At 69.7% G+C, this 25,225-nt stretch carries 18 protein-coding genes; 15 read left to right on the forward strand and 3 right to left on the reverse strand.

What is annotated here, in order from left to right:
- On the reverse strand, positions 1-576 hold a 576-nt coding region (locus Q1K70_RS08845; RefSeq protein ID WP_300157966.1), incomplete at its 3' end, for an ATP-binding cassette domain-containing protein.
- Positions 577-677: 101 nt separating this feature from the next.
- Positions 678-3,038 (reverse strand): GGDEF domain-containing protein, encoded by a 2,361-nt coding sequence (locus Q1K70_RS08850; RefSeq protein WP_300157968.1) that lies wholly within the window; start codon positions 3,036-3,038, stop codon positions 678-680.
- Between the two features lie 181 nt (positions 3,039-3,219).
- On the opposite strand from Q1K70_RS08850, the gene Q1K70_RS08855 reads away from it, so the two are divergent.
- A complete protein-coding gene (locus tag Q1K70_RS08855) occupies positions 3,220-5,172 on the forward strand; it encodes a glycosyltransferase family 4 protein (protein WP_300157970.1) in 1,953 nt (650 codons plus the stop codon).
- 22 nt (positions 5,173-5,194) lie between these two features.
- Here the strand turns inward: Q1K70_RS08855 and Q1K70_RS08860 are convergent, their stop codons facing one another.
- Positions 5,195-5,458 carry a hypothetical protein gene (locus tag Q1K70_RS08860; protein WP_300157972.1) on the reverse strand — a complete coding sequence of 88 codons (264 nt, stop codon included), beginning with the start codon at positions 5,456-5,458 and terminating at the stop codon, positions 5,195-5,197.
- A gap of 257 nt (positions 5,459-5,715) precedes the next feature.
- Between Q1K70_RS08860 and Q1K70_RS08865 the strand changes: the two genes are divergently transcribed.
- From Q1K70_RS08865 to nuoH, 14 genes are all read left to right on the forward strand, one after another.
- A complete protein-coding gene (locus Q1K70_RS08865) occupies positions 5,716-7,896 on the forward strand; it encodes a peptidase domain-containing ABC transporter (RefSeq protein ID WP_300157974.1) in 2,181 nt (726 codons plus the stop codon).
- A 93-nt stretch (positions 7,897-7,989) separates the two neighbouring features.
- A complete protein-coding gene (locus tag Q1K70_RS08870; protein WP_300157976.1) occupies positions 7,990-9,345 on the forward strand; it encodes an HlyD family type I secretion periplasmic adaptor subunit in 1,356 nt (451 codons plus the stop codon).
- 51 nt (positions 9,346-9,396) lie between these two features.
- A complete protein-coding gene (locus tag Q1K70_RS08875; protein WP_300157978.1) occupies positions 9,397-10,581 on the forward strand; it encodes a hypothetical protein in 1,185 nt (394 codons plus the stop codon).
- Positions 10,582-10,699: 118 nt separating this feature from the next.
- Positions 10,700-11,950: a glycosyltransferase gene (locus tag Q1K70_RS08880; protein WP_300157980.1), complete on the forward strand. Its 1,251-nt coding sequence runs from the start codon at positions 10,700-10,702 to the stop codon at positions 11,948-11,950.
- Positions 11,937-13,217 carry a hypothetical protein gene (locus Q1K70_RS08885; protein ID WP_300157982.1) on the forward strand — a complete coding sequence of 427 codons (1,281 nt, stop codon included), beginning with the start codon at positions 11,937-11,939 and terminating at the stop codon, positions 13,215-13,217. Before Q1K70_RS08880 ends, Q1K70_RS08885 begins: the two co-directional genes overlap by 14 nt.
- Positions 13,210-15,171: a glycosyltransferase gene (locus Q1K70_RS08890; RefSeq protein WP_300157984.1), complete on the forward strand. Its 1,962-nt coding sequence runs from the start codon at positions 13,210-13,212 to the stop codon at positions 15,169-15,171. Before Q1K70_RS08885 ends, Q1K70_RS08890 begins: the two co-directional genes overlap by 8 nt.
- Positions 15,172-15,225: 54 nt before the next feature.
- Complete coding sequence (locus Q1K70_RS08895; protein ID WP_300157986.1) at positions 15,226-16,584, forward strand: APC family permease; 1,359 nt, start codon at positions 15,226-15,228, stop codon at positions 16,582-16,584.
- A 133-nt stretch (positions 16,585-16,717) separates the two neighbouring features.
- Positions 16,718-16,945 (forward strand): hypothetical protein, encoded by a 228-nt coding sequence (locus Q1K70_RS08900; RefSeq protein ID WP_300157988.1) that lies wholly within the window; start codon positions 16,718-16,720, stop codon positions 16,943-16,945.
- A gap of 193 nt (positions 16,946-17,138) precedes the next feature.
- A complete protein-coding gene (locus tag Q1K70_RS08905; RefSeq protein WP_300157990.1) occupies positions 17,139-17,558 on the forward strand; it encodes an NADH-quinone oxidoreductase subunit A in 420 nt (139 codons plus the stop codon).
- The gene (locus tag Q1K70_RS08910) at positions 17,555-19,927 is read left to right on the forward strand and encodes an NADH-quinone oxidoreductase subunit B/C/D (RefSeq protein ID WP_300157992.1); all 2,373 of its coding nucleotides are present in this window, start codon (positions 17,555-17,557) and stop codon (positions 19,925-19,927) included. Before Q1K70_RS08905 ends, Q1K70_RS08910 begins: the two co-directional genes overlap by 4 nt.
- 108 nt (positions 19,928-20,035) lie before the next feature.
- Entirely contained in the window at positions 20,036-20,536 is a 501-nt protein-coding gene (gene nuoE, locus Q1K70_RS08915; protein WP_300157994.1) for an NADH-quinone oxidoreductase subunit NuoE, read from the forward strand.
- The gene (locus Q1K70_RS08920) at positions 20,527-21,888 is read left to right on the forward strand and encodes an NADH-ubiquinone oxidoreductase-F iron-sulfur binding region domain-containing protein (RefSeq protein ID WP_300157996.1); all 1,362 of its coding nucleotides are present in this window, start codon (positions 20,527-20,529) and stop codon (positions 21,886-21,888) included. Before nuoE ends, Q1K70_RS08920 begins: the two co-directional genes overlap by 10 nt.
- On the forward strand, positions 21,876-24,233 hold the full coding sequence (locus tag Q1K70_RS08925; RefSeq protein ID WP_300157998.1) for a 2Fe-2S iron-sulfur cluster-binding protein: 2,358 nt from the start codon (positions 21,876-21,878) through the stop codon (positions 24,231-24,233). Before Q1K70_RS08920 ends, Q1K70_RS08925 begins: the two co-directional genes overlap by 13 nt.
- Positions 24,230-25,222, forward strand: coding sequence for an NADH-quinone oxidoreductase subunit NuoH (nuoH, locus tag Q1K70_RS08930; protein WP_300158000.1), 993 nt, complete (start codon positions 24,230-24,232; stop codon positions 25,220-25,222). Before Q1K70_RS08925 ends, nuoH begins: the two co-directional genes overlap by 4 nt.
- Positions 25,223-25,225 lie beyond the last annotated feature (3 nt).

Genomic DNA, 25,225 nt, shown 5'->3' on the forward strand with positions numbered 1-25,225 from the left:
GAAGCGCTTTCGGGACTGGTCGATGAGCGAGAGCACGGCGGACTTGCGGATGGGGTCGAGCCCGGTGGTGGGCTCGTCGAAGAGCACGAGCCCGGGTTCGGTGACGAGCGCCCGGGCCAGGGCCGCCCGCTTCTGCATGCCCCCGGAAATCAGGGACGGGAACTTCCCCAGGATGCCGGACAGCTCCAGCCGCTCGGCCAGGGCCCCGACGCGCCGGGCCGTCTCGGCCTCGGACAGCCTGGCGGTCTCGCGAAGCGGCAGGGCGATGTTGTCGAACACGGTCATGGAGTCGAACAGGGCCATGTTCTGGAACATGTAGCTGCAGCGGCGGCGAAAGGCCCGGCGCTCGGCCGAGGGCACCCCGGCCAGGGACCGGCCGCCGACCAGGATGTCGCCGGCGTCGGGCTTAAGCAGCCCGATGATGTGCTTGAGCAGCACGCTCTTGCCCTCGCCGGACTTGCCGATCACGGCCGTGACCATGCCCTCGGGAACGGTCATGTCGACGCCCCGGAGCACCGGCTGGCCGGCGAAGGCCTTGGTCAGGCCACGGATTTCGATCATGGGTTGCGGCGTCATGGCGGATTGCCCCGTTTGGAAAACCGCGCTACTTTGACCGCAATCGCGGTCAAAGGCAAGGTCCGGGCGCAAGGCGGCGGACGGCTCGGCGGCTCGGCGCCTCAGGCTGCGCCGGGCGTCCCGCCGGCGCAAAAGGCGTCGCCGCCGCCGATTTCGGGCAGGCCCAGGGGGGCGCGGCGGTCGCGCACGAAGGTGTTGCCGGGGTTGGACTTGGCGTATTTCTTGACGGCCGCCGCCCGCAGACCCAGCTCGTCCATGGTCACGGGCACGGCGAAGGCGCAGTCGATGACGCCCATGGACACGGTGAGCAGCGGAAACCGGCCCACGCGGCCGTCGCGGCCCTGGCCCTCGATGTAGCCGCGTTCCCGGTCCTCGGCCGTGAACAGGGCCGGCGAGGCGGCGGCGAAGGCGGCCAGGGCCGCCCGGCACACGGGCTCCACCGAGGCGGCGTCGCACAGGATGACGAAGTCGTCGCCGCCGACGTGGCCCAGGAAGTCGTCGGGCGCGCCTTGGGCGGCCAGGGCCTCGCCCAGGATGCGGGCGGTCATGAGGATGGCCTTGTCGCCGTCCTGGAAGCCGTAGACGTCGTTGAAGACCTTGAAGTTGTCGAGGTCGGCGTAGACGAAGGAGGTGGGCCGGCCGGCCTCGGCGCGCCGGGCGATCTCGCGCTCGATGGCCACGTTGCCGGGAAGGCCCGTGAGCGGGTTGGCCCCCTTGGCCATTTCCACCTGCACGCAGGCCAGGGCGTCCAGGATGCGCCGCACGGAGACCATGCCGGCGAGCCTGCCCCGGCAGGTGACGAGGATGGGGTCGTAGAGCTTTTCCCGGTCGCGTGCCATGGCCGCCTGGGCCGCCACCTCCACGGGCGTGTCCCACTCCACGGCCAGGGGCGAGGGGTCCATGATGCGGGTGACGTCGCGGCGCAGGTACAGGGCCAGGCCGTAGGGGGTGCTCAGCACCCGGTCGAGGTGGTGGCTCATGATGAGCCCTTCGGGCCGTCCCTCGCGGACCACGGCCACGGCGTGGACCGATTCGTTGCCGTCGAAGAACTGCTTGACCTCGCCCACGCTGGCGTAGGGCGGAATCTGGTGGGTGCGCTCGGCCAGGTCGTTGATGGGCGAGGAGCACTTGAAGCCGTCGGCGACCTGGCTGGCGCAGCGGATGATGGTGAGGCGCACCTCCTCGCGCGGCGGCACGGCCGGGCACTCGGGCCGGCCCAGGAAGTAGCCCTGTCCGAAGTGCACGCCCAGGCGGATGCAGCAGGCCAGCTCCGCCTCGGTCTCGATGCCCTCGGCCACGATGCGGCAGCCGATCTTGTCGGAAAAGGTGAGCATCGTCTCGAGCAGCGCCCGCTTGACCGGGTTGGCGTCCACGCCCCGCACCAGGGACATGTCGATCTTCATGAAGTCCGGCTTGATCTCGGCGATGGAGAAGAGCCCGGAATAGCCGGTGCCCACGTCGTCCACGGCCACGCCGTAGCCGGCGTCGCGGTAGTGGGCCAGGGTGCGGTGGAAGAGGTTGAAGTCCTTGACGCTGTGGCGCTCGGTGATCTCCAGCACCACGTCGCGCGGCTCCATGCCGTATTTGTCGAGCAGCCGCCGGGTCTCGCCGGGGGTGAACTGCGGGTCGAGCAGGGTGCGGGGATGGACGTTGCAGAAAAGCCGCGCCCCCTGCCCGCGCCGGGAGAAGCCCTTGATGGCCGCCTCGCGGCAGAGCTTTTCCAGGGCGAAGACCGCGCCGGCCTCCTCGGCCACGTCGAAGAGCATGGCCGGGGATTCGAGGGGGCTTTTAAGCGGCCCCCGGGCCAGGGCCTCCCAGGCGAACACGTCGCCGCCGCGCAGGTTGACGATGGGCTGGTACACGGCCCGGACCCGGCCGAGCTCCAGTATCTCGCGGAATTCGCGAATGGCCGGGGCGCTGCCGCCCTCGCCGCCGGCGGCGAGCCGGGCCGCCTCGGACAGGGCGGCGGCCAGGGCCATGTCCAGGGCGATGGGGTCGCCCACGATGACCGCGGCCGCGCCGCCGCGGATCTCCAGGGCCTGCCCGGTCAGCCGCAGGGCCTCCTCGCGAAGCCCGCCCCGGACCTCCAGCCGCAGGACGGCGGCCACCCGGTCCAGGGCGTCGGCGTCCTCGTCCCAGCCCCCGACCAGGACCAGTACCCTTCCCGGCTCCACCACCTCGGCCAAGGCCACGGCATGGGCGGCCAGCCGCCTGGCCACGGCCTGCTCCACGGCCACGGCCATGGCGTCGGCCACGGCCAGGGCAACCTCCGGGCGGAAGAGCCGGCGCAGCAGGGAGAAATCGTGGATCTCGAGCATGACCACGCCCAGGGCGCCGCCCCCGGCGACATGGTCCGCGACCCGGTCCCGATGGGCGCCCCGCAGCAGGCCGGGTCCGGACCCGGCCTTGGCGATCGCGCCATCACGTACGGCAATCTCGTTGAGGCACGGCGAAAACTGCATAGGCACCCTTGCTGCACTGCCTGTATCGGGCCAAAGCCCGTCGCGCAAGCGCCCCGTACTAGCACGACCGGCCCGCTCCTTGGGCGCGCCGGCCAGACGATGCCGTGACGATTGCGTGACGCTTCGGCGGCTCGGCCGCCGACCTTGCCAGCGCCACGGGACTTGCCTACACCCCGGGGACATGGACGTTTTCGCCGCTTTCCCCGGACCGGATGCCGCGCCCTTGTCCCGGGACATGCTGCTGGCCTGGGGCCTGCGCGAGGACCTGCGCGCCGGCCGCGACATCGACGATCCCGAGGCCCGCCTGGATTTCCGGCTCTGGTGGCTGTGCTCGGCCGCGCGGGAGTTTCCCGCCGTGGCCAGCGCTCCCCGACCCGAGGACGCGGCCGCGGCCGGCGAAGTCCTCATTCCCTCCACGGGTCCCGGCGACGCGAGCGTCACCCGGCTCATGGACTTCGTGCGCCGCCTGCGGCCGGACGAAGCCGCCGCCTACGACCTGGGCACCCCCCAGGGAAGGCGGGCCATGGCCGCCTGGCACTACGCCTGCGTCGTGCCGGAGCTGTCCATGTTCGACCTGCTCGACGCCCGGGAGCGGGCCTGGCTCCTCGAACCCGTGACCCCGCCCCTGGCCCCGGCCGGCCTGCCCCTGCCCCGGCTCGTCCGGCTGACCTGGGAGAACCGCGCCGACGTGCGCGCGGCCATCGCCGTCGACCGCGACGGCGGCCCGGCCTCGCTGCTCGCCTGGTACTGGATCCACGGCGCGGCGGAAATGGGACACCGGGGCTACGCCGCCTGGCTGTCCGCGCCAAGCCTGTTCTCGCCCCTGCCCGGCCACGGCCCATTGACGGCCATGGCGCTTTTCGCCTGGCAGGCCGACGAGGAGAAACGCGCGCGCCTCGACCCGACCACCCCGGCCGGAGCGGCGGCGCTGGCCGCCTGGCTCGAGGAGAGCGGCCTGGTCCCCCGACTGGCCAAGGCCCTGCTCGATCCGCCGGCGAAGCCCCGCCGCCCGTGCCCGCCGCCGCCGATCCATGCCTTCGGCGCCAACGTCATCGGCTACGCCCGGGGCGAGCTCGGCATCGGCGAGGATTCGCGCATGTGCGCCCTGGCCCTGTCCCAGGCCGAGACGCCCTTCGCCGTGGTCAACATCCCCGTGGGCTCCAACACCCGGGAGCAGGACGACTTCCTCGACGCCTGCCTGGCCGAGGACGCGCCCTACCCGGTCAACATCTTCTGCCTGACCGGCCTGGACACGGCCCGGTTATGGCTGGAGCGCGGGGAAGCCCTCTTTTCCGGGCGCAGGAACGTGGGCTACTGGCCCTGGGAGCTGCCGGCCTGGCCCGAAGCCATGGCCGGAGCCTACGAACTGGTGGACGAACTGTGGGTGTCGAGCGCCTATACCCGCGACGCCTTCCAAAGGACCGCGCCCATCCCGGTACGCCTTTTGCCCATGGCCGTGTCGGTGGACCGCCTGACGCCCCGGCCCAGGGAATACTTCGGCCTGCCCCGGGACCGGTTCCTCTTCCTGTACACCTTCGACTGCAACTCCTACCTGGCCCGCAAGAACCCCATGGCCGCCATCCGGGCCTTCCAGGCGGCCTTTCCCAAGGGAACGGAACCCGCGGCCCTCGTGCTCAAGACCATGAACGCCAGGGAGGGAGACGCGCGCTGGGGAGCCCTGGCCGAGACCGCCGCGTGCGACGCACGCGTCCTCTTCCTGCACGGCACCATGGACCGGGGCGACGTGCTGGGGCTTTTCGCGGCCTGCGACGCCTACGTCTCGCCCCACCGGGCCGAGGGCTTCGGCCGCACCCTGGCCGAGGCCATGCTGCTCGGCAAACCGGTGGTGGGCACGGGATATTCGGGCAACGCGGATTTTCTCACGCCGGCAACGGGCTTCCCCCTGCCTTACCGCCTCGCGGCGATCGGACCGGACGAATATCCCTTCGGTCAGGGGCTGGTCTGGGCCGAGCCGGACCCGGAGGCCCTGGCCCGGAGCATGCGCCGCGTCTTCGGGGAGCCGGAACTGGCGGCGCGCCGGGCGCAGGCCGGGCGCGACCTCGTGGCCGGACGGCACCATCCCCTGGTCGTGGGACGGGCCTACCGGGAACGTCTGCTTGCGCTGTGCCGCTGATCCCGCGACGGCCAGTGGCCCGCTATTTTTCCCGGAACGAAAACAGCCGTAGGATCCCGAGAAACACGTTGGCGAGATCCTTCCACGCCCAGCCCCAAAGCCGTGTGAGCTGGTTGCGGAAATCGATGCGCTGTTCGTGAAAGGACATGTTGTCGCCCACCCGGCCGACAAGGCTCGACGGCCCCACGTCTTTGCGCGGCAGGGGAGCGGGCTCCCGCCGCTCGGGGGCGGCGGGCTTTTCCGTAAAAACCAGATTGATGTTCTCGGACATTTTTTTCTCGGACATATCCCGCCTCCCGATGGGGAGATCTGTTGCGCCGGCCCCGCCGGAGCGCTTCGCACCTCCTGACTGTTACGTCCAACGCGACGCCCGGGCAAGTCGCATCGGGCAAGCCCTCCCTTCTGTCGCCGGGTGCAGCGCAAAAGACACATTGACACAAGCTGTCCGTATTTGGCATGCTAAATGGCTGCAGGTAAACTAAAAAAATATTTCCATTCCTATACAAGCGATCTTTTTTGCTTGCGTCGAGGAAACGGTAGGACATGACGAGCGATCAGCTTCGAAGCAACTCTGGCCTGTTTTGTTTCCTTCTTCTGGCGCGGCATCATCATATCGACTTGACGGTTGAATCCCTCTCGCACAAATACAATATCCATGACCGGGAGCTGGAGCCCCTCCTGCTTTTGCGCATGGCCAAGGACCTGGGGTTCAAAAGCAAAAGCAACAACCTCACCTGGAAGAAGCTCTTCTACATCGGCAACGTTTTTCCGTTCATCGTCAAGTTGCGCGACGGGAAATACATCATCGTTTCCGGCGTGCGAGGCTCGGAGGAATCGGGCGAGGTCGCCATCGTCGATCCCAGCAAGGGCAGCCTCGAATTCATTTTTCTGCGCCAGGCCGATTTCGAGCTGATATGGGACGGCCAATGCTTTCTGTTCAAGAAAGTCTACAAGATATCCGACGCGCAAAAGCCTTTCGGCCTGGATTGGTTCATCCCGGAGATGCTGCGGCACAAGAAACTGTTCCGTGACGTCGCCCTGGCCACCATAAGCGTCAACCTGCTGGCCATCACCTTTCCGATCTACCTCCAACTGATGTTCGACAAGGCCGTGTACCACCGGGCCATGTCCACGCTGATCGTCCTGTCCATCGCCATCATCATCGTCAGCGTCTTTGAAAACATACTCAAATACCTGAAAAACTATATCACGCTCTACGCCACGAACAAGATCGACCTGCGCCTGGACAAGGTCCTCCACAGCCACATTCTCCGGCTCCCCATCGACTTTTTCGACTTCATCCCCATCGGCCTCATCCTGCGCTACCTCTTCCAGAAGGAACGCATCCGCGAATTCATGACGGGCAAGCTGCTGACGACATTTTTCGACTTGAGCCTTATCGCTTTTGTCTTGCCGATACTTTTTTTCTACTCCTGGAAATTGAGCTTCGTCGTTCTGGCCTTCGTCACCGCCATCATCCTGCTCATGCTCGGCACCATGCGCGTCTTCCGTTACAAGATGTATCGCCTCCAGGAGTACGAGGCCGTCAAAAACAAGTACATCGTTGAAACGCTGCGGGGCATCGGCACCGTCAAATCCCTGGCTCTGGAGCCGCTGCGTTACAGGAAGACGGAATCGGATTCCGCCAACACCATTTCCCGACATCATTCCATCAGGAACCTCTCCCTTAAAGTCAACTTCATCAGCGAACTCCTCCAGGCCCTCATGCGGGTCTGCATCATCTGGTACGGCTGCTATCTGGCCGTCGATCAGGAGCTGACGCCCGGCGCCCTGATCGCCTTCGTCATGCTGGGCAACATGATCACCGCGCCCCTGGTCAACATCATCGGCATCCTCCACGAGTATCAGGAAGTCGCCGTCTCCGTCGGCCTGCTCGGCACCATTCTCAACCGTCCCGTGGAGCACGCCCACAGCAACCGCGGCCTGGTATCCCCCGTAAGCGGCAGCGTCGGCATCGAATCCGTCACCTTCCGCTACGCCCAGAACGCGCCGCCGGCCCTTTCCGACATTTCCATGCATTTCCCCGCCGGCTCGGTGGTCGGCATCGTGGGCCGATCCGGCTCCGGCAAGTCCACGCTCACCCGGCTCATCCAGGGCCTGTACCCCCTGCAGGAGGGCCGCATCACCATCGACGGCCTGGACATGCGCGACTACGATCTGGCCCACCTGCGCCGTTCCATCGGCGTGGTGCTTCAGGAGAGCTTCCTGTTCGAAGGCTCCATCCGCGACAACATCGCCGTCACCAAGCCCACGGCCACCTTCGAGGAAATCGTCTTCGCCGCCCGCATGGCCGGCGCCGACGAGTTCATCCAACTGCTCCCCCAGGGCTACGACACCCGGCTCTTCGAGGGCGGCTCGAACCTGTCCGGCGGCCAGCGCCAGCGCCTGTCCATCGCCCGGGCCCTGATCACCCAGCCGCCCATCCTCATCCTCGACGAGGCCACCAGCGCCCTGGACGCCGAATCCGAAGCCATCATCCAGGCCAACCTCACGGCCATCGCCCAGGGCCGCACCATGCTCATCGTCAGCCACCGTCTGTCCATGCTCACCATGTGCCACTCGATCATCGTGCTGGAGAAAGGCAAGCTGATCGGCAACGCTCCCCATGACGAACTGCTGCGCACCTGCCCCATCTACGCAGACCTTTGGTACAAGCAGAACAGGCATCTGATGGGGGTGCTGCAAAACCAGGCCGCCATGTGAACCTCGCCGCAGGCGCCCGGAGATTCTCCCCTGCGCCCGCAGCGAAGCGGCCCGCCCTCAAGGGTTGTCGCCCTCGGCGCCCAATGGAACCGTATGCTGCAGAAGTACCAGCCTAAAAACAACAAACCAGCGCTGTCCAAGGAAGCGTTGGAATTCCAGCCCGACGCCGATGAACTCGAACTCACGCCCCTGCCCCCTGCCGCCCGGCTCACGTTGCACAGCATCCTGTGCCTGTTCGGCATACTCTTGATCTGGGCCTGTTTCGCCCAAATCGACAAGGTCATTCCCGCCGGCGGCAAGATCGTCTCCTCGGGGAAGAACATCGTCGTGGCTCCGCTCAACGACGCCATCATCCGCAGCATCGACGTGCGTCTCGGCGCCACCGTGCGCCAGGGCGACGTGCTCGCCCACCTGGACCCCACCTTCACCACGGCCGACGCCGCCCGGCTGCAAAAGTCCAAGGTCTACGACCTGCTGCTCCTGGCGAGGCTGGAAAGCGAACTCGGCGGCAGGCCCTTCGCCCCGCCGCCCGGCGCCTCGGCCCAGGACACGGAAACCCAACGCAGGCTCTATGCCGGCCGTCTGGAGGAGTTCTCGGCCAAGCTGCGCACGTCCAACGCCAAAATTTCGCAGATGCACCAGGACATCCAGGCCTTGCTGCGACAGATCGTCCAGATGGACAAGCAGGTGTCCGTTGCCAAGGAATTGGTGGGCATGCGCGTCAAGGTCTACGAACAGGGTTCGGATTCCCGCCTGTCCCTGCTCGAGGCCGAAAACCACCTGGCCCAGACCAACGCCTCCATGGAACAGCTCAAGGGCGCCCTGGAATCCAAACGCCACGATCTGACCCAACTGATGTCCGAAAAGGAAGCGTTCATCGAAGGCTGGCGCAACGACGTCTCGAGCCAGAAGACGCTCGGCATCAAGGACCTCCAGTCCGTCACCGAGGACCTGGCCAAGGCGGAACGCCTGCAGGAACTGTCCATCCTGACCGCGCCGAGCGACGCCGTGGTCCTGGATATCGCCAACTACAACCCCGGCACGGTCATCAAGAGCGGCGAAGCCTTCATGACCCTCGTTCCCCTCAACGCCCCTCTGGAAGCCGCCGTGTACATCGACCCGAGCGACATCGGCTATGTCCGCCAGGGCGATCCGGCAGAGATCAAGCTCGACACCTTTCCTTTCCAGAAGTTCGGCTATCTCGACGCCTCGTTGCGGACCCTCGCCGAGGACGCCCAGTACATCGAGACGGCGACCGGACGGAAATCTCTTTACGAAGGGCGGCTGCGCATCACCGGCACGAACCATATGCGCGACCTCCCGCCGGATTTCAGGCTGGTGCCCGGCATGACCCTGTCCGCCGACGTCAAGGTCGGCAGCCGCACGGTCATCACGTACGTCACCTGGCCGCTCATCCGCGTTTTCGGCGAATCCGTCCGCGAACCCTAAGCCCGTGAATTCCCCGTCAAGGAGCGCAGCATGCAGTCCCAGCAGCCGAATATGTCCGCACAAGGTCCGAAGTTGGAAACGGTCCTGCTCAGCGAGGTCACCCTCGTCCCCTTTCCTCCCGGCCGGTACCGCATCGCCGTGGGAGGCATGGAGCATCCGCAAAAGACCGTGGCCGACACGGCCTTTCCGGCCATGCTCGTGACCGTGCTCCCCGGCTGCCGCCAGACGGCGCGCCTCGACGCGCCCGAGGCCGGCACGGCCTGGCTGCAACGCGGCGGCGAGCAGGTCATGCTCACCGTGGCCGCTCCCGGCGGCTTGCTGCTTTTCACGACCTACCGGCCCCACGACTACCCCACCACGGGCATCCGCGTGGACATCGAGCGCCTCAAGGAAGACGCGGCCCAGCAACCCCAGGCCCCAGGCCCCATGGCCCGGCCGGCGGCCGCCGCACCCCAGGCCCGGGGCTTTCCCAAGCCGGCCGGGTTCCCCCAGGCCCCCGGGTTCCCCCAGGCCCAGGGCATGTCCCAGCCGCAAGGCTTCCCGCAGGCCGCCGCATTTCCCCAGGCGTCGGCCTACGCCCCGCCGGCCCAGGGCTTTTCCCTCACGCCGCCGACGGCAGGCGGCTTTGGCGCTCCCGGGGCTGCCTTTCCCCAGGCCCAGCCGCCAATGCCTTCCCCGGGATTCCAGCCGCAGCCTTTCGGCATTGCCGCCCCCGGGGTTCCCGGCGGCTTCGCCGCGCCGACTGCGGGCTTCGCCCCGGCCGCGCCGCGGCCCTTCGCGCCCCAGTCCGCCCCGGCCGCTCCCGTGGCCCCGGCCGCTCCGACGCCCGGCATCCGCATGGCCGGGCATATCGAGCGGGAAGGCGACGTGGCCTTCGAACCGGGACAGACCGTCGGCGTGCCGGGTTCCAGGAAACGCCTCGAGGCCGTGGCCCTCTACGCCGAGGGCGTGGCCCTGCACGAGATCGAATACGCGGCGGTGAGCCACGACGGACGCCTGATGCCCTGGGCCTGCCCGCCCCAGTTCACCGGCACCCGGGGCATGGGCCTGCCCCTGATCGGCTTCGCGGCCCGGCTCTCGGGCGACGCCGCCGCGCGCTACGACATCGTCTATTCGGGCAGCTTCATCCAGGGCGGGCCGGCCGGGCCCGTGGCCAACGGCGCATTCCTCGCCTCCCCGGTCCAGGGCGACCACCTGGAGACCCTGCGCGTGACGTTCGCGCCCAAAAAGGCCTAGCCGGCCCGACAGGCCAGGCCCGGCATCGCCGCGGAAGGCGCGGCCGCCGTGGGGGACGATCCCCGCGTCGCGGCGGCCGCGCCCGGCCGCCGCACGGCCGGAGCCGAAGCGAGCCCCCATGCAACCGGACCTGACCGTCCTTTTCGTCCACAAGGACTTCCCCAGCCAATTCCGGGGGCTGCTCGAACATTTCCTGCGCCGCCCCGGCACGCGGGTCGCCGCCATCCGGGACGGTGCCAAAGGAGCGCCCATCCCGGGCGTCGTGGACGCGCCCTACGGCGGCCTCGGCGAACGGCCCCAGGGGCTGCACCAGTACGCCCGCCAGGTGGAGGAGCAGATCCGGCGCGGCCGGGCCGCCATGGAAGCGGCCAAGGCCCTGCGCCGGGCCGGGATCGTCCCGGACCTGGTCTATGCCCATCCCGGCTGGGGCGAGGCGCTGTTCCTCAAGGACGTTTTCCCGAGCGCCCGCCTCATCGCCTACTGCGAGCACTACTACCTTCCGCGGGAGGGCGACGCCGCCTTCGACCCGGAGTTTCCGCTCCTGGAATACCACTGGCCCATCGTCACCCTGCAGAACACGGCGGGGCTGCTGGCCCTGGCCGCCTGCGACCGGGGCGTGTCCCCCACCTTCTGGCAACGGGGGAACTACCCGCGCCCGTGGCAGGAGCGCATCGAGGTCGTGCACGAGGGCGTGGACACCGACCTCGTGCGCCCCGACCCTGCCGCCCGGCTGCGCCTCGACGGCCTGCCCGGGGAGCTGGCCGTCGGCGACGAGGTCGTCACCTACATGGCCCGGGACCTCGAACCGTATCGCGGCTTCCACGTGTTCATGCGCTGCCTGCCCCACCTGCTGCGGCTGCGCCCGCGCTGCCGCGTGCTCGTGGTCGGACGCGAGGGCGCAAGCTACGGCATGAAGCCGCCTTTCGGCCAAAGTTACGCCAAGCGCTACAAGGCCCAGCACCCGGTGGATCCGAACCGGGTGTTCTTCCGCGACACCCTGCCCTATCCCGACTTCCTCAAGGTCCTCCAGATCTCGGCCTGCCACGTGTACCTGACCTACCCCTTCGTCTTGTCCTGGTCCGTCCTCGAGGCCATGGCCGCCGGCTGTCTGCTGGTCGGCTCGGACACGCCGCCCGTGCGCGAGGTGGTGGCGGACGGGGAAAACGGCTTTCTCACGGACTTTTTCGACCACGAGGCCCTGGCCGCGCGCATCGCCTCGGTGCTCGAAGCACGGGACGGCCTTGCGCACGTGCGCCGGGCCGCCCGGGAAACGGTGCTCGCGCGCTACGACAAGAAACGGGTCTGCCTGCCGGCGCATCTGCGCCTGGCCGGGCGGGTCCTGGCCGGAGGTCACGATGCCCAAGCCTGAACAGGCCCTCGCGCCGCCGTCCCCGGCCGCCCTGCACGCCCTGGCGGCGGCCAAGGCCCTGGCCGCCGCCGGGGACCTGGACCAAGCCCGGCAGCGGGCGCTTCCCGTGCTGGGCGAACCGGCCCTGCACGTGGCGGCCTTGCTGGTGCTGCACGATCTGGCCCGCCGCCGGGGCGACGCGGCCGAGGCCCTGCGCCTGGCCGGCCGGGCCGCCAGGCTCGCTCCCAAAAGCCCGCGCGCCCAAAGCCTCTTCGCCATGACCCAAACCGAGGCCGGCCGCCACGAGGCGGCCATGGCCACGGCCCGCCACACCCTGACCCTCGACCCGAACGAGCCCCTGGCCATGGCTGCCCTCTTTGCCGCGGCCGAAAGGCTGGGGCGGCCGCAAGCGGTCCGGGACGTGGCCGTGGCCGCCCTGGCCGCGCCGGTCCCCTCGCCGGAGCTTGCCCCCATGGCCGCCCGGCTTCTGGCCGCCCTGTCCCCGGACGGTTCCTTCGGCGTGCTGCGTTCCGCCGACGGCGGCGAGATCGCCGGGGTCGTGGCCCCCGGTCCGGGGCAAGTGGACCTGCTGGCCGACGGCAAGCGCCTGGTCCGGGTCGCGGCCGACCAGTCTTTTCTGGCCGAGACGGGGCTGGCCGCCTTCCGCTACGCGCCGCGCAAACCCCTGGCTCCCGGCACGACGGTCGAAGCCGTGCTGGCCGCCACAGGCCGGGCGCTTCTCGGCAGCCCGCAAATCGTGGCGACGGCCCGCGCCCCTTCCCCGGGGCCGGTGCGCGGCGCGGTCCGGGCACTTCCCGACGGCCGCATCGTCGGCCACCTGTACGATCCGGCCCGGCCCACGGCGCGCCTGCGCCTGGCCCTGGTCCCGGACGGCGACCCGGCCGGAACCGTCTTCGCCACGGCCGACGCTTTCGACGCCGACCTGCTGGCCCGGGGCTTCGGCGACGGCAGGCACGCCTTCGCCGTGGCCTGGCCCCACGAGCCGGGCCTTCCTTGCCGCCGCGTCCGTATCCTGGCGGCGGACACGGGAGAACCGCTGGCCGGCTCACCCGTGACGGTTCCCCAGCCCCGGGAGGCCGCGGCGGCCCTGTCCCGCCTCAACGCCTGGCTGCGGGAGGCCGGGCGCACGCCGGACGCGCCCCCGCCCCTGCCCGAGGCCTGCCGGGGCGCGCTGCTCGACCTGGCCCGCAGCGCCCTGGCCGCCCTGGCCGGCGAGTGCGAGGCCGCCCCCGGCGAACCGGAGACGCCGGGAGACGCCCATGCCTGACGCCACCTCAGCCCACCTGCCCGTGGACGTCGTCGTGCCGGTCTACAAGGGCCACGCCCTGACCCGCGCCTGCCTGGAGTCGATCCTGGCCGCGGCCAACCGCGCGCCCTGCCGGGTCGTGGTCGTAAACGACCGCTCGCCCGAGCCGGAACTGACGGACTCCCTGCGAAAGCTCGCCGCCTCCGGGCGCGTCCTGCTCCTGGAAAACGCCCGCAACCTGGGCTTTCCGGCCACGGCCAACCGGGGTCTGGCCCTGTCCCCCGGCCATGACCGGGTCCTCGTCAACAGCGACGTCGTGGTCTTCGACGGCTGGCTCGACCGCCTGGCCGCCGCCGTCCACGCCGCCCCGGACATCGGCACGGCCACGCCTTTTTCCAACAACGCCACCATCTGCTCCTATCCGCTGCCCAACCGCGACAATCCCCTGCCGGCGGACATCGACGCGGCGGGCCTCGACGCGCTGTTCGCCGCGCAAAACGCCGGGCGCGCCGTGGATCTGCCCACAGCCGTGGGCTTTTGCCTGTACATCCGGGGAGCCTGCCTGGAGGAAACGGGGCTTTTCGACGCCGATGCCTTCGGCACGGGCTACGGCGAGGAGAACGACTTCTGCCTGCGCGCGGCCCGGCTCGGCTGGCGGCACGTGCTGGCCGGCGACGTCTTTGCCGTGCACGCCGGCGGGGCCTCCTTCGGCAAGGACAAGGACCCGGCCCTGGCCCGCAATCTGGCCGTGCTGGCCGCGCGTCATCCCGGCTACCTGGCCGCCGTGGCCGCCTTCACCCGGGCGGACCCGGTCGCGCCCCTGCGCCGGGCCGTGGACGTGGCGAGGCTGCGCCACGCCGACGCCGGTCCCCTCGTCGTGCGCCTGTGCCACGCCAAGGACGGCGGCACGGCCAGGCGGCTGGCCGACGAGGCGAAAGAACTGACCGCCGCCAACTACCTGCCGGCCACCCTCGTCCCGGCGGACAGGGACGCCCCTGACGCTCCTGGCGCCCGGGTGCGCCTTGGCCTGGACCACCCCGAGGTTCCGGCCGAGCTCGTCTACGACCTGTCCCACGAATTGCCGCTCCTCGTGGCGGATTTGCAGGCCCTCGGCATCGTGGGCTGCATCTTCCACCATTTCCTGGACCTGCCGCCGCAACTGCTCGACCTGCCCGGGCTTTGCGGCGTGCCCCACGAGGCGCGCATCCACGACTACGGCTGGTTTTGTCCGAGCATCAACTGCATCGACGACTCGGGACGTTGCTGCGGCGAGCCCGACACAGCCGCCTGCCAGCGCTGCGCCGACGTCAACGGCACGGACATGCCGCACCTGACCGTGGAGGCGCTCCTCGACCAGTCCGCGCGCCTGCTCGGCACGGCGACGCGCGTCACGGCCCCGAGCGCCGACGCGGCCGGGCGCGTCGCCCGGCGCTTTCCCGCCGCCCGGGTGGAGGTCGTGCCCCATCCCGAGCCGCCTTTCGCCCCGCCGCCCCGGCCGGCGATCCTGCCCTGGGACGGCGCGACCGAGATCCAGCTGGCCGTGGTCGGAGCCATCGGCGAGCACAAGGGCTACGGCGTGCTGCTCGCCATGGCCCGCGACGCCAACCGGCGCGGCCTGCCTCTGCGTTTTCTCGTGGCCGGCCACACCAGGGACGACTATCCGCTTTTCGCCACGGGCAAGACCTTCGTTTCGGGGCGGTACCACGAGGAGGACGCCGTGGACGTCATCCGCGAACTCGACTGCCACGCGGCGCTTTTCTTGTCGGTGTGGCCGGAGACATGGTGCTACACCCTGACCGAGGCCTGGCGGGCCGGGCTTTGGGCCGTGGGCTTCGACCTCGGGGCCGTGGGCGAACGCATCGCGGCCACGGGATTCGGCTGGCGCCTGCCGCCGACGCGCGACGGCGGGGCGGTCAACGACCGCTTGTTGGCCCTGTTCCGCAGTCCACCCCGACCCGGGGCCCTCGTCCCCTGATCGACACGACGAGGGGGTATCCGACACCGATAATCGCTTCACCCAGGGGGAATCATGGTCACGGGCAACCAAGCAGCGCCGGCCGCCCAGGCGGCTCCCAAGCAGATCGGACTTTTCTCCGCCGTCGCCATCGGCATCGGCGGCATGGTCGGCGGCGGCGTGTACGCCATCTTCGGCACGGCGGCCAAGGTGGCCGGCTCGGCCCTGTGGATGTCGTTTCTGCTCGGCGCGCTGGTCGCCCTGGGCACCTCGTACAACTACGCCAAGCTCGGGGCGCGCTACCCCACCAGGGGCGGCGCGGTGGAATTCCTCGTCCGGGGGATCGGCGACGGCGTGGTCAGCGGCGGGCTCAACATCTACATGTGGATCGGCTACGTCATCGCCCTGGCCATGTACGCCGCCGGCTTCGCCGGCTACATGACGACCTTCTTCCCCCAGGCCCACCTTCCCTGGCTGCCCAAGGCCGTGGCCGCCGGCGCGGTGCTGCTTTTCACCGGGGTCAACGTCCTCGGCGCGGCCTACGTCGGCCGCTCGGAGATGCTCACCGTGGCCGTGAACCTGGGGGTGCTGGCGATCTTTTCCATCTGGGGCTGCGCCACGGCCGACTGGAGCGGCCTGTCCTCCGCGGGCTGGGCCTCGCCCTCGGGCATCGTCTTCGGCGGCGGCATGCTGTTCATCGCCTACGAAGGCTTCGGCCTGGTGACCAACGCCGCCGGGGACATGCCCGACCCGGCCCGCATCCTGCCCAAGGCGCTCTACATTTCCGTGGCCGCCGTCTGCCTCGTCTATCTGGGCGTGGCCCTGGCCGTGCTCGGCCACCTGTCCCTGCCGGCCATCGACGCGGCCAGCGACTACGCGCTCTCCCAGGCGGCCAGGACCTTCATGGGCGGCGCGGGATTCACCTGCATCGCCGTGGGGGCGCTGTTCGCCACGGCCGCGGCGCTCAACGCCACGCTCTACGGCGCGGCCAACGTCTGCTACATGATCGCCCGGGACGGCGAGCTGCCCGGCATTTTCGACCGCATGGCCTGGAAGCGCGCCCCGGAAGGGCTTTTCCTCACCTCCGGGCTGGTGCTGGTCTTTGTGCTCTTCTTCGACCTCTCGAGCGTGGCCATGATGGGCAGCGGGGCCTTCCTTTTCATCTACGCCGCCGTGGCCGCCGCCCACCTGCGGCTGCGGACCGAGACCGGGGGCAGGCCGGTCCTCATCTGGCTCTCCATCCTCCTGTGCCTGGTCCTTTTGGCCGTGCTCGGGGCCAACATGTTCACGCACTCCAAGCCGGCCTTCTGGACCATGCTCGGGCTTTTCCCCTTTTGCTTTGGCCTGGAATGGGCCTACCGCCGGCTGACCGGCCGCCGGCTCAGGCTCGGGCGTGGCCAGACCTCTCCGGAAAAAGCGCGGCCAAGCCGTTGACGGGGGCTCCGCGCCCAAAGGGCGTGAACGTCGCGACAAATCAAGCAAACGTCACGCAACCGCCGCCGCGCCGCCGCCAAGCCCGGCCCGGATCGGCGCATGGTACGGTCCAATGAAAAAAGAGAGGTGCGCCATGACCGACATCGACCCTCGCGTGTGCAGCCAGGAAAAAACCACCATGACCTGCGCCTGCGGCGCGGTCTTCGAGGTGGTGGTCTCCCGGCAAGCCGGCTGCGACCGGGAGCAGAACTACCTGTGCCCGGCTTGCGCCCGGCCCCACGCCGCCAAGACCTGCCTGCCGCCCCGCCTTTCGCTCATCATCGTTCCCGCCCCCCGCGCCGCCAACCGACCCGCCGTCTGAGCCTTCCCTGGTCCTCAACCGTCCGCGACCGATGCCCCGGGCCCGCCCGGCGGCGTCGCGGCGCATTTTCCGGCGGCCGCGCAGCCTGCGCCAACGCCAACCTGTTGCAAAAAAATCCGTTGCGGGTAGTATCGTTTGCAATAGGCCTTATCCGTTCGCGCGAAAACGGATAACCCGGGCCACGCGAGGTCACATGCCGCCACAGGACGCCTTCACCCCCCTCGTCTCGCCGTTTTCCCCCTGGGAACCCGGCGCGCTCGGCTTCGTGGTCTTTTTCGGCGTCGTGCTGGCCATTTTGGCCTTGATCCTCTTTCTGTCCGGCTTTCTGGTGCGCCGCCGGCCCACCCCGGAAAAGCAGCGCCCCTATGAATGCGGCATCCTGCCCACAGGTCAGGGCCGGTTCCGCTATCCGGTGCCCTTTTTCCTCATGGCCGTCTTCTTCCTCATCTTCGACGTGGAAACCGCCTACATCATCGCCTACGCCGTGGCCTGGACCGAACTCGGCCTGCCCGGCTACCTGCGCCTGGCCGTGTTCGTCGTGGTGCTGGGACTCGGCCTGGCCTACGCCTGGAAGAAAGGCGGCCTGGACTGGGACGAGGAGGAGGGCCTGTGACCGGAGCCCTGGACGCCGCCTTCGCCCCGGCCGACGCCGTCATCAACTGGGCGCGCAAAAACAGCCTGTGGCCCTTTTTCTTCGGCCTGTCCTGCTGCTTCGTGGAGGAAGCCACGGCCTGGGGGCCGCGCTACGACATCGCCCGCTTCGGCTCGGAGGTCTTCCGCGGCTCGCCGCGCCAGGCCGACGTGCTCATCATCTCGGGCACGATGTTCAAAAAGGTCGCCCCGGTGGCCCTTCGGCTCTACGAGCAGATGGCCGATCCCAAATGGGTCATCTCCATGGGTTCGTGCAGCAATTCCGGCGGCATGTACGACGTCTATTCCGTGGTCCAGGGCTCGGATCAAATTTTGCCCGTGGACGTCTACATCCCGGGTTGCCCGCCCCGGCCCGAGGCCGTGTTCGAGGGGCTCATGCTCCTGCAAAAAAAGATCTCCGCCGGGGAAAAGCCCACCCGGCCCGTGCTGCACCTGCCGGGCGGCAGCGAAGGCGGCCGGCGCGACCACCTGATCGACGGCGTGAACAAATGCCGCGACACGCGCGGCCCGGGCTACGCCGGCATCCCCATCCGGGGCACGGCCGCCACGGAACCGCGCTTTTTCGGCTCACGCGCCGAGGGCATGTGGACCCCGCCCGCGCCGGCCATTTCCCTGCGGCCGGACCAGGAGGCCGTGGCCGCCGACCTGCTGGCCGCCTTCGGGAAGGACGCCGCCCTGGCCCCGTCGGCCCAGGACATGCCGACCTACGACGTGGCTCCGGCGCGCATCATAGAAGTCCTGGCCCACCTCAAGGGCAAGGCCCCCACCCGCTTCGAGCGCCTGGAGGACCTGACGGCCATGGACGAGACGGCGCGGCGGGCCCCGCCCGGCCACGAGGCCACGGTGGTCTACACCCTGACCTCGCTGTCCAGGCCCGGCATGGTGCGCCTGCGCTGCGCGCTGCCCGGGCGGGACGCCTCCATCGCCACGGCGACAAGCGTGTGGCCGTCGGCGAACTGGTACGAACGCGAAGCGACCGAGATGTTCGGCCTGCGCTTCGACGGTCACCCGGACCCCAGGCGGCTTCTTACCCACCGCGACTGGGAGGGCCATCCCCTGCGCAAGGACTACGAGGGCCGGGCCACGAACATGCCGCCCTTCACCGAGGCCGACGCCCGCAGGCTCGAACCCGTGGACGCCCGGGAGATCCTCGGGCCGGGGGCCGACGCCGGGGACTACATCCTCAACTTCGGCCCCCACCACTACGCCACCCACGGCATCCTGCGCTACGCGCTTTCGCTTCGCGGCGAACGCATAAACGCCCTGGGCCTGGACATCGGCTACCACCACCGGGGCGTGGAAAAGATCGGCGAGCGCCAGACCTGGCACCAGTTCATCCCCTACACCGACCGGGTGGACTACCTTTCGGGCGTGGCCAACAACCTGTCCTACGTCACGGCCGTGGAGACGCTGGCCGGCATCGACGTGCCGCCGCGCGCCGCCTACGCCCGGGTCATGCTCTCGGAACTCTTCCGCCTGTCCAACCACCTGATGTATTTCGGCACCTTCCTTCAGGACCTCGGCATGATGAGCCCCATCTTCTACGCCCTTCGCGAGCGCGAGATGGTGCTCGACATCATCGAGACGATAACGGGCGGACGGCTCCATCCGTCATGGTTTCGCATCGGCGGCCTGGCCGCCGACCTGCCCGAGGGCTGGAAGGACATGGTGGATGCCTTTGTCCGGATTTTCCCGGCAAGGCTCAAGGAATACCATGCCGGGGTGACGAAAAACCCCATCGTCAAGGCGCGCTGCCTGGACGTGGGCGGCATCACGGCCGCGGAGGCCGTGGATTGGGGTATGACCGGCCCCAACCTGCGCGCGGCCGGCCTGGCCTGGGACCGGCGCAAGACCATGCCCTACGGGGCCTACGCCGACTTCGACTTCGAGGTGCCTACCGGCGAAGGCGGCGACTGCTTCGCCCGCTACCTCGTGCGCATGGACGAGATGCGCCAGAGCCTGCGCATCGTCGAGCAGGCGGCGAACAGGATGCCCGGCGGGCGCTACCTGTCCGAGGACGTGCGCTACAGCCTGCCGCAAAAAGAGGAGGCGCTTCGCGACATCGAAAGCCTCATCCACCATTTCGTGAACGTGACGCGCGGCCCCAGGCTCCCGGCCGGCCAGGCCTACGCCGCCACCGAAGCCCCGCGCGGCGAGCAGGGCTACTTCCTGGTCTCCGACGGCGGCTGCCACGCGTACCGGCTGCGCGTGCGCACGCCGGGGTTTGCCAACATCCAGGCCCTGCCGGTCATCGCCAAGGGCCTTCGCATCGCCGATTTCGTGGCCGTGCTGGCCTCCTACGACTACATCCTCCCGGACATCGACCGATGAACGCAAAATTCCATACTCTACCCCTGTTCCCCTTTCGAGGGGGGCCGGGGGGCATCATGCCCCCCGGCGGGGTCCAGGGGCAGAGCCCCTGGCCGCCGGAGGCACACTATGTCGCTGCCTGATGCCGTCGTGGCCGAAATCGACGGCGTCATCGCCGCCGTGGAGCACCACAAGCGCGAAGCGGCCGTGGACGTGATGTACGCCTTGCAGCGCCACTACGGCTATCTCTGCGACGAGGCCATGCACTACGCGAGCAAGGCGCTCGACATGACGACGCTCGAGCTCGAGTCGCTGGCCACCTTCTACGACTACCTCTACCGCCGCCCCGTGGGACGCTACGTCATCCACGTGTGCGACTCGGTGGTGTGCTGGATGTTCCACCAGGACTCCATCTTCGACTACCTGTGCCGCAAGCTCGGCGTGCCGCCGGGCGGCACCACGGAGGACGGCATGTTCACCGTGCTGCCGGCGGCCTGCATCGGCAACTGCCACAACGCCCCGAGCATGCTCATAAACGGCCGCTTTTACGACAGGCTGACCGCCGAGCGCATCGACGCGGTGCTCGCCGAGCTGCGCCAGTCCGCCGAGGAGCCGGTACGATGCAAGTAGAAACACCCCTGGTGCTTCTCAAAAACCGCCACCTGGGCCGGCCGGCCACCTTCGAGGAATACCGGGCCGGCGGCGGCTACGAGGCGCTTATCGCCACGGTCGGCAAGCGCACCCCGGCCGAGGTGCTGCAACTGGTGCTCGACGCCGACCTGCGCGGCCGGGGCGGAGCGGGCTTTCCGGCCGGCAAGAAATGGCAGGGCATCCCTGCGGGTTACGTCGGCCCGCGCTACGTGGTGGTCAACACCGACGAGATGGAGCCCGGCACCTTCAAGGACCGCATCCTGGTCAACACCGACCCGCACCTCGTCATCGAGGGCATCATCCTGTGCGCCTACGCCGTGCAGGCCACCGAGGGCGTATGCTTCATCCGGCCCTCCTACGAATCCGACGCCGTGCTCATCGAGGAGCAGTCGCAGGTGGCCCGGGACCACGGGCTCCTCGGCGATAACATCCTGGGCTCGGGCTTTTCCTTCGACATCCACGTGCACCGCAGCGCCGGCCGCTACATCTGCGGCGAGGCCTCGGCGCAGATCAAGGCCATCTCGGGCCTGCGTCCCAATCCGCGAAAAGGCGGCCCGCGCACCAGCGTCAAGGGGTTGTGGGACTGCCCGACCATCGTCAACAACCTGGAGACCCTGGCCAACCTCCCCGGCATCGTGCGAAACGGCCCGGACTGGTTCAAGTCCCTGGCCCGCTCGGCCGGGGGCTCGGGCACCAAGCTCTTCAGCGTGTCCGGCCGCATCTCCAGGCCCGGCTGCTACGAGCTGCCCATCGGCACGCCGCTTCGCGAGATCCTGGACCACGCCGGCGGCATGCCGCCCGGCCGGGTGCTCAAGGCCGTCATCCCCGGCGGGGCCTCCACACCATTCATGCCCGACAAGTACCTCGACCTGGAAATGGACTTCGAGCCCATGAAGCGGGCCGGGCAGCGCTTCGGCACGGCCTCGATCATGGTCTTCGACCAGAACACCTGCCTGGTCGGGGCCACGCTCAACCTGATGGAGTTCTTCACCCGGGAGTCCTGCGGCTGGTGCACGCCCTGCCGCGAGGGCCTGCCCTACGTACGCCACCTGCTGCGCCTCATCGAGGGCGGACAGGGCGAGGAGGAGCACATCGGCATGATCAAGGACATGGCCCAGGCCATGCGCTCGGCCTACTGCGCCTTCGCCCCGGGCGCGGCCGAGCCGCTGCTGAGCCTGTTCGAGTATTTCGAGCCCGAAGTGCGCGAGCACCTGCGCCAGAAGCGCTGCCCCTTCGGCAACCCGCCGCCGGCCATGCGCGGCAAGGCCTGCGGCACGCGGCCCCCGACCTTCGGCCCCACCCCCTGCCCGGAGGACCAATGCCCGATCTGATCATCGACGGCCGGCCGGTGCGCGTGCCCAAGGGCACGCCGGTCATCGCGGCGGCCGAGTCGCTCGGGATCGTCATCCCCCGCTTCTGCTGGCATCCGGCGCTCGGCGCGGCCGGGGCCTGCCGCATGTGCGCCGTCATGTTCCTGGACGGGCCGGTCAAGGGCCTGGAGATGAGCTGCATGGTGCCGGCCGCCGACGGCATGGTGGTCGAGACGTTCCACCCCGAGGCCGTGACCTTCCGCCGGCGCGTCGTCGAGCTGCTCATGGCCAACCACCCCCACGACTGCCCGGTGTGCGACGAAGGCGGCCATTGCCTGCTCCAGGACGAGACCATCTCCGGCGGACATGCCCTGCGCCGGTTTCCCGGCCGCAAGCGCACCTACCTGGACCAGGACCTGGGGCCTTTCATCCAGCACGAGATGAACCGCTGCATCCACTGCTACCGCTGCGCCCGGTTCTACCAGGAATATTGCGGCTATCTCGACTTCGGCCCCATGCAGAACGCCAACCGGGTCTATTTCGGCCGCTTCGCGAGCGGCCCCTTGGAAAGCCCCTTTTCCGGCAACCTAGCCGACATCTGCCCAACGGGCACGCTGACCGATAAGCCGGGCCGGTACAAGTCCCGGCGCTGGGACTGCCAGCGCGCCCCGTCCGTCTGCCCGCACTGCTCGCTGGGTTGCGCCACCGTGGCCCTTTCGCGCTACCGCGAGGTCGTGCGCGTCGAGGCCCGGGAAAACCCGGCCGTCAACGGCCATTTCATCTGCGACCGGGGCCGCTACAGCTTCGGCTACGCCGCCAGCGCCGAACGCCCCCGCCAGGCCCGGGCGGACGGCGTGCCGACCAGCATGAGCACGGCCCTGGCCCTGGCCGGGACGCGCCTGGGCGGGGTGGTGGAGGCGTTCGGCCCGGAAGCCGTGGCCGTGGTCGGCTCGGCCCGGTCCAGCCTGGAGACGCAGACGGCCCTGACCGCCCTGGCCCGGGCCGGCGGCTGGCGGGGGCCGGCCTTTTTCGCCGACCGGACGGAGCAGCAGGCCGTGGCTGCCGCCCTGGCCGCCCTGGCGGGCGGGCGCGCCCGGTCCCTGGCCGAGATCGGCCAGGCCGACGCCGTCTTGTGCCTCGGCGTCTCGCCCCTTCACGACGCGCCCATGCTGGCGCTGTCCCTGCGCCAGGCCGCCCGGGCCGGCGCGGTCGTGGCCGTGGCCGACCCCCGACCCGCGACCCTGCCCCTGCCCTTTACTCACCTGCCGCTTGCGCCGGACAAACTGCCGGGTGCGGCCGCGCTCCTGACCGGGGCCGAAGCGGCCGACGCCGCCGCCATCCAGCGCGCGCTGCCCCTTTCGCCCGAGCTTTGGCCCGCCCTGGAGCGGCTGGCCCCGGCCTTCGCCGCAGCCGGCAACCCGGTCTTGGTCTTCGCTCCGGCCCTGGCCGCCCAGGCGCCGGCCGACGCCCGTTTCGGCCTCTTCCCGGTCCTTTGCGGCCCCAACGCCGCCGGCGCGGCCCTGGTCGCGGACGCCGACGCCCCGGCCTGCGACGACCTGGCCCGGGCCATCGAGGCCGGGGAGGTGAAGGGGCTCGTCCTTGCCGAGGCCGACGCCGCCGCCCTGTCGCCACGCCTCGCCGCCGCGCTGCCCGGGCTCGAAACCCTGGTGGTCCTGGACCACCTGCCCACGCCCTCCTTCGCGGCGGCCAAGGTCTTTCTGCCCACCCAGACGCTTTTCGAATCCGGCGGCACGCTTTGCAACAACGAGGCGCGGCTGCAATACGCCGCGCCGGTCGCGCCGCCGGGCGAGCCCGTCTCCCGCGACGGCCGCGGCGGGCATCCGCCCCGGGACTACGCCCGCAAGCTCCCCGGCACGGACCCGTTGCCCGCTGCCGCCCTGTGCGCCGTCCTGGCCCTGGAAATGGGCCTGGACATGCCCGCGCTCTCCTTCGCCGCCTTCACCGGCGTCGGGCCGGAGGACGTAGCGCCCGAAGGCACGCGCGCCACGCGTCTGCCGGCCGCGCCCACAGCGCCCGCGCCGCCCTCCGCGCCTCCTGGACAGGGGCTGGTGGTGGTGCGCGACGACGCTCTTTTCGCAACCGACGCCTACGGCCGCTACGCCCCCCTGGCCCGCGCCCAGGCCCCGGCCGCGTCCGTGGTGCGGCTGCACCCGGACGACGCCGCCGGCCTGGGGCTTGCCGACGGCGAAGCCCTGACCGTGACCGTGGGCGACCGCCGGATCGAGGCGACCCTCGCCGTGAGCGCCGCCGTGGCCCGGGGCGCGGCCGTGGTGCCGCGCCTGCCCGGCTGGGCCGGCCTGCCGGCCGCGATCGGCCCCGAGACCCTGCGCCGGAGGCAACCATGACGGACATCCTGTGCGGCATCCTGGTCATGCTGGCGCGCATGGCCGTGGTCCTGGCCGTGGTCTTCGGCCTGGCCGCCTACATGATCCTCGTCGAGCGCAAGCTCCTCGGGCGCTTCCAGGTCCGCTACGGCCCCAACCGCGTGGGGCTTTTCGGCCTGCTCCAGCCCATCGCCGACGGACTCAAGATGCTGCTCAAGGAAGACATCGTAGCGGACGGCGTGGACCGGCGCATCTTTCTCATAGCCCCGGCCATCGTGGCCGGCGCGGCCCTCTTCTCCTTCGCCGTGGTGCCCTTCGGCCCCACCTTCGCCGTGTTCGACCGGCCCATCGCCCAGGTCATCGCCGACACCGACGTGGGGCTCCTGGTCATCTTCGGCCTGTCGTCGCTGGCCGTGTACGGCGTGGCGCTCGGCGGCTGGACCTCGGACAACAAGTACAGCCTGCTCGGCGGCATCCGCGGCGCGGCCCAGATGATCAGCTACGAGCTGGCTCTGGGGCTTTCGCTGGTGCCCGTGGCCATGATGGCCCGGTCGCTCAACCTCACGGACATCGTGAGCGCCCAGGCGACGCTCCCCTTTGCGCTCAGCCAGCCCGTGGCCTTCGCCATCTTCGTGGTCAGCGCCCTGGCCGAGACCAACCGCATCCCCTTCGACCTGCCCGAGGCGGAAAACGAGCTCCAGGCCGGCTTTCACACTGAATATTCCGGCATGCGCTTCGCGCTCTTCTTCGTCGGCGAATACGTCAACATGATCCTGCTCGGCTCCGTCACGGCCATCTTCTTCCTGGGCGGCTGGAATGGCCCGTTGCTGCCGCCCATCGTCTGGTTCGGGCTCAAGGTGCTGGCCGTGCCGGTCTTTCTCATCTGGACCCGGGCCTCGTTGCCGCGCCTGCGCTACGACCAGCTCATGGCCCTCGGCTGGAAGTGCCTGGTGCCGCTGGGGCTGGCCAACATCCTCGTCACCGGGGCGCTGCTCGCGGCCGGCAGGTAGGGA

It is taken from the genome of Solidesulfovibrio sp. (assembly GCF_029978005.1).
In the GTDB taxonomy this organism is placed as follows: Bacteria; Desulfobacterota; Desulfovibrionia; order Desulfovibrionales; family Desulfovibrionaceae; genus Solidesulfovibrio.